The 12,420-nt window shown below is 68.3% G+C and carries 8 protein-coding genes; all 8 read right to left on the minus strand.

Annotation, left to right across the window (positions count from 1 at the left end; translation table 11 throughout):
- Positions 1–16: 16 nt before the first annotated feature.
- The 8 genes from tpiA to BJ988_RS12915 all read right to left on the minus strand — a co-directional run bounded on the left by tpiA (position 17) and on the right by BJ988_RS12915 (position 12,253).
- The gene (tpiA, locus tag BJ988_RS12880) at positions 17–826 is read right to left on the minus strand and encodes a triose-phosphate isomerase (RefSeq protein WP_179658356.1); all 810 of its coding nucleotides are present in this window, start codon (positions 824–826) and stop codon (positions 17–19) included.
- Complete coding sequence (locus BJ988_RS12885; protein ID WP_179658357.1) at positions 826–2,049, minus strand: phosphoglycerate kinase; 1,224 nt, start codon at positions 2,047–2,049, stop codon at positions 826–828. The genes tpiA and BJ988_RS12885 overlap by 1 nt, the downstream gene beginning before the upstream one ends.
- 38 nt (positions 2,050–2,087) lie before the next feature.
- Positions 2,088–3,086, minus strand: a complete 999-nt coding sequence (gene gap, locus BJ988_RS12890) for a type I glyceraldehyde-3-phosphate dehydrogenase (RefSeq protein WP_179658358.1) — start codon at positions 3,084–3,086, stop codon at positions 2,088–2,090.
- 174 nt (positions 3,087–3,260) lie between these two features.
- Positions 3,261–4,247 carry a DNA-binding protein WhiA gene (gene whiA, locus BJ988_RS12895; RefSeq protein WP_179658359.1) on the minus strand — a complete coding sequence of 329 codons (987 nt, stop codon included), beginning with the start codon at positions 4,245–4,247 and terminating at the stop codon, positions 3,261–3,263.
- Positions 4,248–4,340: 93 nt separating this feature from the next.
- Positions 4,341–5,321 carry a uridine diphosphate-N-acetylglucosamine-binding protein YvcK gene (locus BJ988_RS12900; protein ID WP_179658360.1) on the minus strand — a complete coding sequence of 327 codons (981 nt, stop codon included), beginning with the start codon at positions 5,319–5,321 and terminating at the stop codon, positions 4,341–4,343.
- Positions 5,322–5,323: 2 nt separating this feature from the next.
- Complete coding sequence (gene rapZ, locus BJ988_RS12905) at positions 5,324–6,190, minus strand: RNase adapter RapZ (RefSeq protein ID WP_179658361.1); 867 nt, start codon at positions 6,188–6,190, stop codon at positions 5,324–5,326.
- A 3-nt stretch (positions 6,191–6,193) separates the two neighbouring features.
- On the minus strand, positions 6,194–8,170 hold the full coding sequence (gene uvrC, locus BJ988_RS12910; protein ID WP_179658362.1) for an excinuclease ABC subunit UvrC: 1,977 nt from the start codon (positions 8,168–8,170) through the stop codon (positions 6,194–6,196).
- Positions 8,171–8,266: 96 nt separating this feature from the next.
- Positions 8,267–12,253: a GH92 family glycosyl hydrolase gene (locus BJ988_RS12915; protein WP_179658363.1), complete on the minus strand. Its 3,987-nt coding sequence runs from the start codon at positions 12,251–12,253 to the stop codon at positions 8,267–8,269.
- Between the last annotated feature and the right edge of the window lie 167 nt (positions 12,254–12,420).

The following is a 12,420-nucleotide window of genomic DNA, read 5'->3' on the forward strand; positions in this document are numbered from 1 at the left end:
AGAGTAGAGCACTGCCCTACAGCACTGGTAGGTCGTAGTAGCGCGAGATCGCCGCGAAGTCGTCGGCCGAGAGGCTCGCACCACCCACCAGCGCACCGTCGACGTCGGCCTCCTGCATCAGCGCGGCCACGTTGTTGGGCTTCACAGAGCCGCCGTAGAGGATGCGTACGCCGCCGGCCACCTCGGCCCCGTAGACCTTCTCCAGCCGCTCCCGGATGCCGGCGCAGACCTCCTGAGCGTCCTGCGCCGTGGCGGTCTCCCCCGTGCCGATCGCCCAGACGGGCTCGTAGGCGATCACGACCTTGCCGACCTCGGCATCGGTGAGCCCGGCGAGCGACGCCTCGGCCTGACCGGTGCAGTGGTCGACGTGGTTGCCGGCCTGGCGGATCTCGAGGCCCTCGCCGACGCAGACGATCGGGGTGATGTCGTGCTTGAGAGCGATCTTGGCCTTCTGCGCGACGATCTGGTCGGTCTCGCCGTAGTGCTCGCGACGCTCGGAGTGGCCCACGATCACGTAGGAGCAGCCGAGCTTGGCCAGCATGGAGGCCGAGACCTCGCCGGTGTAGGCGCCGGACTCCTCGGTCGAGACGTTCTGAGCACCGTAGGTGATCCGCATCTTGTCGCCGTCGACCAGCGTCTGCACCGAACGGATGTCGGTGAACGGAGGGAAGATCGCCACCTCGACGGCGGCGAAGTCGTGGCGCTTGTCGGAGAGCGTCCAGGCGAGCTTCTGGACCAGGACCACCGCTTCTTGGTGGTTGAGGTTCATCTTCCAGTTGCCGGCGATGAGCGGGGTGCGCCCACCGGTCTGCTTCTTCGCTGCCATCAGCCCAGGCCTCCCACGATGTTCGACTCCTCGAGCACGGCCACACCCGGGAGGGTCTTGCCCTCCAGGTATTCGAGCGAGGCGCCGCCACCGGTGGAGATGTGGCCGAACTGGTCATCGGTGAAACCGAGCTGACGGATCGCCGCGGCGGAGTCACCACCGCCGACGACCGAGAGGCCGTCGATCGTGGTGAGCGCCTGGGCGACCGCGCGAGTGCCCTCGGCGAACGCAGGCTGCTCGAAGACCCCCATCGGCCCGTTCCAGAAGACGGTCTTGGCGCCCTCAAGGGCCGCGGCGTAGGTCTGCGCCGCCTCGGGGCCGATGTCGAGACCGAGCGACTCGGCTGGGATCGAGTTGGCCGCGACCACACGGGCGGAGGCCTCGTCACCGAAGGAGTCGGCGACCACGACGTCGGTCGGCAGCAGGATCTCGACGCCGATCTCCTCGGCTCGCTCGAGATAGCCGAGGACGGTCAGGATCTGGTCCTCCTCGAGCAGCGACTCGCCGACCTCGAGACCCTGGGCCTTGAGGAAGGTGAAGACCATGCCGCCACCGATCAGCAGCTTGTCGGCCTTGCCGAGCAGGTTGTCGATCACGCCGAGCTTGTCGGAGACCTTCGAGCCGCCGAGGACGACCACGTAGGGACGCTCGGGGGTCTCGGTGAGCCGCTTGAGCACGTCGATCTCGGTCGAGACCAGGTCGCCCTGCGCACTCGGGAGCAGCTTGGCGACGTCGTAGACCGAGGCCTGCTTGCGGTGGACCACGCCGAAGCCGTCGGAGACGAACGCGTCAGCCAGGGCCGCGAGCTGGGTGGCGAAGGTCGCCCGCTCGATGTCGTCCTCGCTGGTCTCACCGGCGTTGAAACGTACGTTCTCCAGGAGAGCGACCTGACCGTCGCCGAGGCCCCCGACGACCGAGCCGGCGGAGTCGCCGACGGTGTCGGTCGCGAAGGCGACCTCGGCACCGAGCAGCTCACCGAGGCGGGTCGCCACCGGCGCCAGCGAGTACGCCGGGTCCGGCTCCCCCTTCGGGCGACCGAGGTGGGCGACCACCACGACCTTGGCACCGGCGTCGGCCAGGGCCTTGATCGTAGGCACCGAGGCACGGATCCGACCGTCGTCGGTGATCGTGGTGCCTTCCAACGGGACGTTGAGGTCGGAGCGCACGAGAACTCGCTTGCCCTCGACACCCTGCTCGATGAGCTGCGTGAGATTCAGAGACATAACGGGCTAGAGACTAACCTGTGACCAGCGTCGCTGGGTCACAGGCTCGCGCCAACGTACGCAACCAGGTCCCCGAGCCTGTTGGAGTAGCCCCACTCGTTGTCATACCACGCCGCGACCTTGACCTGGTTGCCGATCACCTTGGTCAGCGGAGCGTCGAAGATCGAGGACGCCGGGTTGGTGACGATGTCGGAGGAGACGATCGGGTCGGTCGAGTAGACCAGGTACTTCCCGTCGGCGGCCTTCTCCATGATCTCGTTGATCTCCTCGACCGAGGTCTCGCGCGAGGCCTCGAAGGAGAGGTCGACGATCGAGCCGGTCGGCACCGGCACGCGCAGCGCGTAGCCGTCGAGCTTGCCCTTCAGCTCCGGCAGCACCAGACCGATCGCCTTGGCGGCGCCGGTCGAGGTGGGCACCACGTTGAGCGCGGCGGCGCGGGCGCGACGCAGATCCTTGTGGATGTTGTCCTGGAGGTTCTGGTCGGCGGTGTAGGCGTGGACGGTCGTCATCAGGCCCTTGTTGATGCCGATGCCGTCGTTGAGCGCCTTGGCCAGCGGCGCCAGGCAGTTGGTCGTGCACGAGGCGTTGGAGACGACCGTGTGGTTGTTGGGGTCGTAGTCCTTCTCGTTGACACCCATCACGATGGTGGCGTCGTCGTTCTTCGCCGGAGCGGAGATGATCACCTTCTTCGCGCCGCCGGAGTCGACGTGGGCGCGGGCCTTGGTCGCGTCGGTGAAGAAGCCGGTGGACTCGATCACGACGTCGACACCGAGGTCGGACCAGCGGAGGTTGGCCGGGTCACGCTCTGCGTACGCCTTGATCTCCTTGCCGTCGACGACGATCGCGTCCTCGGTCGCGGAGACCTCGGCGTCGAGGGGGCCGAGGATCGTGTCGTACTTCAGCAGCGTCGCGAGGGTGGCGTTGTCGCTGAGGTCGTTGACCCCGACGATCTCGATGTCGAGGTCGGAGGCGCGCACCGACCGGAAGAAGTTGCGGCCGATCCGGCCGAACCCGTTGATACCTACTCGAACTGTCACGTGGACTCCTGGTTCGCGTCGAAAGATTGTGCGCGGGATCACCCGCTGACGCCGACACTACCCAGCCACTCTGAACTGCGGGAGGGTGGGTTGGATCGTTCCAATAGACGGACGAGTAGCAAACGGCCCGAGGCCCTCGATCACTCGAGGGCCTCGGGCCGGTCTTCGAATGTTCTACGCGTCTTCGGCGAGCATCTCCGCGGTCAGCGAAGCCTCGGTGTCGGGGATGCCGAGGTCCTCGGCGCGCTTGTCGGCCATCGCCAGGAGACGGCGGATGCGGCCGGCGATGGCGTCCTTGGTGAGCACCGGGTCGTGGAGCTGTCCGAGCTCCTCGAGGGAGGCCTGCTTGTGCTCCAGACGGAGCTTGCCGGCCTGGCGCAGATGGTCGGGGATGTCGTCGCCGAGGATCTCCAGGGCCCGCTCGACGCGGGCTCCGGCGGCGACGGCCGCGCGGGCCGAGCGGCGCAGGTTGGCGTCGTCGAAGTTGGCCAGCCGGTTGGCGGTGGCGCGGACCTCGCGACGCATCCGGCGCTCCTCCCAGGCCATCAGCGACTCGTGAGCGCCCAGGCGGGTCAGCAGCTGACCGATCGCATCGCCGTCACGGATGACGACACGGTCCACGCCGCGTACCTCCCTCGGCTTCGCCGAGATGCCGATACGGCGAGCGACGCCGACGAGGGCCAGGGCCGACTCCGACCCCGGGCAGGTCACCTCCATCGAGGAGGACCGGCCCGGCTCGGTGAGCGAGCCGTGGGCCAGGAAGGCTCCGCGCCAGGCGGCGACGGCGTCGCAGGCCCCACCCGAGACGACGGCGGGCGGAAGGCCGCGCACCGGTCGGCCACGCTGGTCGAGAAGGCCGGTCTGGCGCGCCAGCGCCTCACCGTCCTTGACCACGCGCACGATGTAGCGGCTGCCCTTACGAAGCCCGCTCGCCTGGATGAGAGCCACCTCTGCCTCGTGACCGAAGACGTCGGCGATATCTCGCTTCAGCCTTCTGGCAGCCAGACCGGTGTCGAGCTCAGCCTCGACCACGATCCTGCCGGCCACGATGTGGATCCCCCCAGCGAACCTCAACGTCGAGGCAACCTCTGCCTTTCGGCAGCATGTCTTGGTGATCTGAGTGGAGGCCAGCTCGGCCTTCACCTGTCCCGTCATCGCCATGCCGGAGAGTCTTTCATTGTTGTCAACGACCCTCGAATCGGTTCCACGTCAGAGCCACTCCGCGCAGGCCCGGCAGAGGAGGATCGGCCGTCCTCAGCCCGCCCCGATCACCCTCGCGTACGCAGCGGCCAACCGCTCCGGGTCGTGGCGAGGGGTACCGTCAGCGACGGCGACGTCGGCGACCTCGACCCTCGCACCGCACTTCTCGGCCACCCGCCACAGCTCGTCGAGGCCGTCGAGGGAGGAGTCGACCAGAACCGTGTCGATCCGCAGGTCGGGGGCGTGGTCGAGGAGGACCTCGAGGTGCTCGGCCGGGCCGAAGCCGGTCGTCTCCCCCGGCTGCTCCCCGAGGTTGAGCACCACGACGATCTTCGCGGAGGTGGCGACCAGAGCCTCGCGCAGCGCACGGACCATCAGGTGCGGCAGGACCGAGGTGAACCAGGAGCCGGGCCCCAGGAACACCCACTCGGCCTCACGGATCGCCTTGACGGCGTCGGGCGCGGCCGGTGGGTTGTCGGGGACGAGCTGGATCGACTCGATCCGGCCGTCGGTGGTGGCGACCTCGACCTGGCCGCTGATCGCGACCCGGGCCTCGGGGTCGTCGGCGTCGAGCCCACTCACCTCGGCCACGATGTCCATCGGCACCAGCGCCATCGGCAGGACCCGGCCCTTGGCGCCCAGCAGGCGGCCGACCCAGTCGAGGGCCTCGACGTGGTTGCCGAGCTGCTCCCACAACCCGACGATGAGCAGGTTGCCGAGACTGTGGCCGCGCATCTCGCCCTCGCCCGCGAAGCGGTGCTGCAGAACCTGCGCCCAGGTGTCGTCCCAGCGGTCCGCGCCGCACAGCGCGGCCAGCGCCATCCGCAGGTCGCCCGGCGGAAGCACGCCGAACTCCCGCCTGAGCCGCCCGCTCGAGCCGCCGTTGTCGGCGACCGTGACGATCGCCGTCAGCTGGTCGACGGTCAGGTCGTCGACCAGCAGCCGCAGCGCGCTCAGCGACGCATGCAGTCCGTGCCCGCCCCCCAGGGCGACGACTGCCTGGGCATCTGCCCCGGGTCGGTCGGCCCTGGCCACTCTCACTCCCGCCCGAGGTCTCGGTGGATCGCCTTCGCGTCCAGCCCGGCATCTCGCAGCCGTCTGGAGATCTCCTCCGCCATCGCCACGCTGCGGTGCTTGCCACCCGTGCACCCGATTGCCACGCGCATGAACCTCTTCCCTTCGTGAAGATAGCCCTTGGTCACTCCGACGAGCACCGGAACATACCCGCTCAAGAACTCCTCCGCGCCAGGACGGGTGTAGACGTAGTCGGCGACGTCGGGATTGTCGCGTCCGTTGCCACCCTTCAGCTCGGGAACCCAGTGGGGGTTGGGCAGGAAGCGCATGTCGGCCATGAAGTCGGCGTCGACCGGGATCCCGTACTTGAACCCGAAGCTCACCACGGAGACCTTCAGGGTCGTCCGCTCCGGGGTGCCGAAGGCCTCGGCGATCCTGGCGGTGAGCTGGTGCACGTTGAGCTGGGTCGTGTCGATGACCAGATCGGCGGCGCCGCGCAGACTGGCCAGCACCACCCGCTCACGCTCGAGCGCGTCCAGCAGCCGCTCGTTGCCCCGCTGCATCGGGTGGGGCCGCCGCGCGGCCTCCTGACGGCGGACGAGCGTGTCGTCGGCGGCGTCGAGGAACACCAGGGTCGTACGCCGCCCGGTGGCCTTCTTCGCCAGGATCTCCTCGAGCTCGGCGAAGAAGGACCCTGAACGTACGTCGGTCACGACCGCCACCGGCTGCTCCGGGCCCCGGGCCGCGTCGACCCGCTCGACGACCTGCGAGAGCAGGCTCGGCGGCAGGTTGTCGACGACGTAGTAGCCGAGATCCTCCAGCTCCTTGGCCGCAGTGCTTCGCCCGGCACCGGTCATGCCGGTGATGACGACGACCTCCCCCTTGTGCATGACCTACTCCTCGATGATCTCGCCGGTGGTGACGTTGATGGCGCCAACCTTGCCATTCTTCGACGACTGATCCACAGCGGTCTTGATCGCGGTCGCGGTGCCGGGACCGATGCCGGGCACCTGGGCGATCTCCTCGACGGTCGCCGTCCGGAGCTTCTTCAACGAGCCGAAGTGCTTCATCAGCGTCTTTCGGCGCACCTCGCCGAGGCCGGGAACGTCGTCGAGCAGGCTCTCCACCATGGACTTCGAGCGCCGGCCACGGTGGTGGCCGATCGCGAACCGGTGCGCCTCGTCGCGGATCCGCTGCAGCAGGTAGAGCCCTTCGGAGCTGCGCGGAAGGATGACCGGGTCCTCCTCCTGGGGAACCCAGACCTCCTCCAGGCGCTTGGCCAGGCCGACCACCGGGATGTCGTTGACGCCGAGCTCCGCGAGGGCGCGCTGCGCAGCGGCCACCTGGGGCGCGCCGCCGTCGACGACCACCAGGCCGGGGGCGTACGCGAACTTCCTCGGCCGGCCGGTCTCCGGGTCGACCAGCATCGGGCCGCTGGGCCCCTCGACCTCAGTAGACACGACCGAGGTCGACTGCTCGTCGAGGAGCCGCTTGAACCGCCGGGTGATGACCTCGTGCATCGCCTTGACGTCGTCGGAGCCGTCCTGGCCCTTGATGATGAACCGGCGGTATTCGGACTTGCGGGCCAGCCCGTCCTCGAAGACCACCATGCTGGCGACGATCTCGGTGCCCTGCAGGTGGGAGATGTCGTAGCACTCGATCCGCAGCGGCACCTCGTCGAGCTCGAGCGCCTCCTGGATCTCCTCCAGCGCCCGGTTGCGGGTGGTCAGGTCGCTCGCGCGCCTGGTCTTGTGGAGCGCGAGGGCCTGCTTGGCGTTCTTGGCGACCGTCTCCTGGAGCGTCTTCTTGTCCCCACGCTGGGGGACCCGGATCCTGACCTTCGCCTTGCGCACGTCCGAGAGCAGCTCCTCGAGCGTGTCGTGGTCGGGCGGCAGCGCCGGGACGAGGATCTCGCGCGGGATCGCCTCCGCATCTTCGCCGACGTAGAGCTGGAGCAGGAAGTGCTCGACCAGACCGGCCGTGTCGGCGTCGTCCATCCGGTCCGCGACCCAGCCGCGCTGACCCTTGATGCGGCCACCGCGTACGTAGAAGATCTGCACGCCGACCTCGAGCGGGTCCTCCGCCAGGGCGATGACGTCGGCGTCGGCACCGTCGCCGAGCACCACGGCCTGCTTCTCCAGGGCGCGCTGCATCGCCGCCAGGTCGTCGCGCAACCGCGCGGCCTTCTCGAAGTCGAGGGCTTCGGACGCGGCGTACATCTCCTTCTCGATCCGCTTCGTGAAGCTCGTGGTGTGGCCCGCCATGAAGTCGCAGAAGTCATCGACGATCTCGCGGTGCTCCTCGGCGGAGACGTTGCCGACGCAGGGGGCGGTGCACTTGTCGATGTAGCCGAGCAGGCACGGCCGGCCGATCTGCTGGGAGCGCTTGAAGACGCCGTTGCTGCACGAGCGCATCGGGAAGACCCGCAGCAGGATGTCGACGGTCTCCCGGATCGCCCAGGCATGACCGTACGGGCCGAAGTATCGGGTGCCCTTGCGCTTGGCACCGCGGCCGACCATGACCCTTGGGAAGTCCTCGGAGACGGTCACCGCGAGCCACGGGTAGGACTTGTCGTCGCGGTACTTGACGTTGAACCGCGGGTCGAACTCCTTGATCCAGGTGTATTCGAGCTGGAGCGCCTCGATGTCGTTGTTGACCGTCGTCCACTCGACGCTGGCCGCGGTGGTGACCATCGTCGCCGTGCGTGGGTGGAGGCTGGGGATCGGCTGGAAGTAGTTCGCGAGCCGCTGGCGCAGGTTGATCGCCTTGCCGACGTAGATCACCCGCCCCTTGGGGTCGCGGAACCGGTAGACCCCTGGCTGGGTGGGGATGTCTCCAGCTTTGGGGCGATAGCTCTGCGGATCGGGCACGCTCCAACCCTAGTGGCGACCACGGACAGTCTCGGCGCTCCCGGGAACGGACGGTGCCCGGCCGAGGCCGGCCGGGCATCGTCGTCTCCATCAGGCTCAGCCGAGCAGCTCCACCTCCGAGAGCGTGATCTGCTCCGCGGCCGGGCCGGTGAACTCGATCCGGATCCGGTTGAACCTCGACTCCGACTCGAGCTTGAACGGACGGGTGGCCTGCTGCCACGCGAACTTCTCACCCGAGCGCCGGTCGAGGACCTTCCAGTCGATGCCGTCGTTGGATCCCTTGACGACCCAGCCGCTGGGCGAGCGGCCGTCGGCGCCGTTGGTGAGGGTGTAGAAGGAGACCGGCACCTTGGTCCCGGAGAACCGGTACTCCACCCAGCCGTCACCGGCGACGGTCGTCTGTGTCCCGGAGTCGTTGTCGACCAGCGTCTCGCCGCCGTTCCCGCTGGCCGAGACCGCGCCCTTGCCCGCGCCCGACTTGTCGGCGATCGGTGTGGCCGGCGCCGAGCCGGTGGTCAGCGACGGCGGCGCCGAGCTCGGCGAGGTGCCCCATCGCGACGGGGTCGACCCCATGTCGAACTCGATGGTGCCGCCGTCGGCGAGCTCCTGGTGGGAGACGTACGTCTTGTCCCACTTCTTGCCGTCGATGGTGACGCCCTGGACGTAGATGTTCTCGGTGCTGTTCTCGGGCGCCTCGATCACCAGGTCCTTGCCGCCCTCGAGGTGCAGCGTGGCCTTGGTGAACAGCGGCGAGCCGAGCACGAGGTTCTCGCTGCCCATCTGGAGCGGGTAGAGGCCGAGCGAGGCGAAGAGATGCCAGGCCGAGGTCTCGCCGTTGTCCTCGTCGCCGGCATAGCCCTGCCCGATCTCGGAGCCGGTGTACATGCGGCGCAGGGTCTCGCGGACGATCTCCTGCGTCTTCCAGGGCTGGCCCGCGTAGCTGTACATCCACGGGATGTGGTGGCTGACCTGGTTGGAGAAGCCCCACTGCCCCATGCGTACGTCGCGGGCCTCACGGATCTCGTGGATGATCCCGCCGTAGGAGCCCGGGTACTCCCCCGTCTCCGGCGTCGAGAAGAAGGTGTCCAGCTTCTTCGCGAGCCCACCGCGGCCGCCGTAGAGGTTGGCCAGGCCCTGGCCGTCCTGCGGGGTATGGAACGCGAAGTTCCACCCGTTGGTCTCGGTGTAGTCGTGGTCGCTGCCCCACACCAGCGGGTTGAAGTCCGCCGGCGACTTCTTGAAGGTGCCGTCGGCGTTGCGGCCCTGGAAGAAGCCCACCTTGGTGTCGAAGGTGTTGACGTAGTTGCGAGCCCGGCCGAGGAAGTACTCCGACTCCTCACGCAGCCGCTTCCGCTCGGCCGAGGTGATGCCGTCACGTTCGGCCAGCTTCGCGGCCATGTTCCCAATGCCGTAGTCGTTGATGTAGCCCTCGAGGCCCCAGGAGACGCCCTCGCTCACGGCCGCGGGCGTGTAGCCGAGGAACACCGAGGTCTGCATGCCCTTGCGACCGACGTTGGAGTTGGTCGCGCTGCCCGGCGGACGGACGGTGGCATTCTTGACGGCGGCCGCGTAGGCGGCCTCCGCGTCGATGCCCTCGACACCCTTGACGTACGCGTCGGCGAAGGAGACGTCCGAGCTGGTCCCGGTCATCAGGTTGGCGTAGCCCGGCGAGGACCAGCGCGAGATCCAGCCGTTGTCCTTGTACTGCTGCACGAAGCCGTTGACCATCTCGGCCGCCTGGCTCGGCTCCAAGAGCGAGTAGGCCGCCCAGGTGGTGCGGTAGGTGTCCCAGAAGCCGTTGTTCACGTAGACCTTGCCGTCCTTGACCTCGGCCCCGGTGTGGGTGGGGGTGGTGCCCGGCGGGTTGGTGTCACCGGAGGTGGACTGCACGGCGTGCTTCCAGGCCGGCTCGTCCGCGGTGCCGACGTTCTCGTGGCCCGAGTTGGGGTAGAGGAACAGACGCGCGAGGTTGGAGTAGACGGTGGTCTTCTGATCCTTGGTCGCGCCCTGGATGTCGAGGACGTCGAGCTTGTCCTGCCACAGCGCCTTCGCCCTCTCCTTGACCGTGTCGAAGGAGGCGTCGGCGACCTCGAGCTCGAGGTTGCGCTTGGCCTGGTCGATGCCGATGAGGCTGGTCGCGATGCGCATCGTGACGGTCCTGTCCGCACCGGCGTCGAACTCGAGATGGCCCTGTACGTTCGGACGCTCCCCGGAGGCGTACTTGCCTCCGCCGGTGACCGGCTGGTCGAACGTCGCGTAGACGTACATCCGAGTGGCGCCGTTGGACAGGCCGCTGCGGGTGTCGGTGAAGCCCGACAGCGTCCCGGTGGCCGGGTCGAGGGTCAGTCCGCCGTTGTTGTTGACGTTGTCGAACACCAGCCGCGCGGAGTCACCGGGGTAGGTGAACCGGAACACGGCGGCATGGTCGGTCGGCGCGATCTCGGCGCTCTGGCCGTTGTCGAAGTCGACCTTGTAGTGGTGGGGCCGGGCGATCTCGTTGTCGTGCTCGAAGGTGAGCGCGCGTGCCTTGCGCCCCGGGTCGGGGACGCCCTCGGCGGACGACGGCATCACCTGGAAGGTCTGCCGGTCCCCCATCCACGGGCTGGTCTCGTGGCTCAGCGTCAGCGCCTGCAGGCTGGTCCGGTTCTGCGCGTCGTTGTCCTGGTGGTAGCGGTAGAACCACGACAGCGAGCCGGCGTTGGTCATCGGCGCCCAGAAGTTGAAGCCGTGCGGGACCGCGGTCGCCGGGATGTTGTTGCCTCGCGAGAAGCTGCCGCTGGACTGGGTGCCACGGGTCGTGACCGCGTAGTCGACACGGCTGGTGATCTGTGGTTCGTCCGGGGAGGCCGTGATCGCGATGTCGTCGTACCAGCCGCGGAACTTCGTCGGGCCGCTCGGAGCGTCGACGGCGACCAGGATGCGGTCGATCGTCCTGCCTGCCGCGACCTCGCCGATGACGGAGGTCTTCTTGTTCCACTGGTTGGTGTAGAGCGACTTCGACTCGCCTTGGCCCTCCGGGGACAGTACGTAGCCCTGCGCGTCGAGCGCGCCCAGCTCGGAGAGGAGGGTGCCGTCGGTGAAGGCCAGGTCGACCGCCGTGTAGGCGCTCGGGTAGCTCAGGTCGCCTTCGATGAACTCCGGGAAGACCAGGTAGGACAGCTCGGTCTCCTTGCCGACCGGGATGTCGACGTCGAAGACGCGGTTGTAGGAGTGGCCCTTGTCGCCGGTGATCTTGCCTGCGTACTCGAAGGCGTGCACTCCGGTGAAGCCGACCTTCGACTTCGCCGCGTACGCCGAGGCGGGGCCGTCATCGGGATGGCTGGTCATGTTCTTCAGCGGCGGCGGAGGCTCGGAGCCGTCGGAGAGCTGCCACTCGGCGAGCTGGATGATGCCGCCGCTCTGGTTCGCGGAGATGTCGATGCGGTAGTGGGAGTACGCCTGCGGAGAGGCGATCTCGAACTCTCTCGTCTGAAAGCGCTCCTCCCAGGACTGGCCGGTGCGCCGATCGACGGTCGTCCAGGTCTGGCCGTCGGCGGAGCCTTGGATCACCCAGTCCTTGGGGTCGCGCTCGGCCGCGTCGTTGGCCGAGGTGAGGGCGTACCTGACGACGCTGACGGGCTGGTCGAGCTGGATCTGCACCCAGCCGGTGGTCGCGAAGGTGAGCCATTTGGTGTTGATGTCACCGTCGACGAGCTCGGCAGCGCCCTCACCGGAGCCGCTGTTCTCTCCGCTGGCGGTGGCGCCGGTGATGTGCTCGGCGATGTCGCCGGGGATGCCGAAGGGGTCCGGCCCGGCGACGCCTGCGGTGCGGGGCTTGCCGTCATCGTCGGTGTCGACGAGGTCGGCCCAGCTGGGCTGGGGGTCCTCGTCCTCGAAGGAGGTCGACCAGTCACCGCCTTCGGCGGCGCGCTGGGGGTCGGCGGTGTTGCTCTTCGGGGCCGACGGCTCGGGCGCTTCCGGCGTCGCGAGCGCGGGCGCGGTGCCGCTCATCCCGACCATCAGCGCCGCCGTCGCGGCGATCGTCGCGGCCAGGCGGCGGGCAGACCGGCCTCGGGTTCTGGGGAGTGCGTCCCAACGGTGCATCGGTGTGATCTCCTTCACATGGGGGCCACCCCAGATGGAACCGTGCGATGACAACGTTGTCAACGAGTTTGCGCAGGCTTTACCCGATCGCTCGGAGGGGTACGGGAAATTTTGGCGGGCTCACACAGAAGAACGGGGACATCGTTGTCACGCTCGGATCTGCGTCT

Origin of the sequence: Nocardioides panzhihuensis (genome assembly GCF_013408335.1) — a bacterium.
Classification (GTDB): domain Bacteria; phylum Actinomycetota; class Actinomycetes; order Propionibacteriales; family Nocardioidaceae; genus Nocardioides; species Nocardioides panzhihuensis.

Excerpts from the sequence above, each read along its gene's own strand:
- tpiA (WP_179658356.1), bottom strand. The coding sequence starts at position 826 with ATGGCAGCGAAGAAGCAGACCGGTGGGCGCACCCCGCTCATCGCCGGC.
- BJ988_RS12885 (WP_179658357.1), bottom strand. The coding sequence starts at position 2,049 with ATGTCTCTGAATCTCACGCAGCTCATCGAGCAGGGTGTCGAGGGCAAG.
- whiA (WP_179658359.1), bottom strand. The coding sequence starts at position 4,247 with ATGGCGATGACGGGACAGGTGAAGGCCGAGCTGGCCTCCACTCAGATC.
- rapZ (WP_179658361.1), bottom strand. The coding sequence starts at position 6,190 with ATGCACAAGGGGGAGGTCGTCGTCATCACCGGCATGACCGGTGCCGGG.
- BJ988_RS12915 (WP_179658363.1), bottom strand. The coding sequence starts at position 12,253 with ATGCACCGTTGGGACGCACTCCCCAGAACCCGAGGCCGGTCTGCCCGC.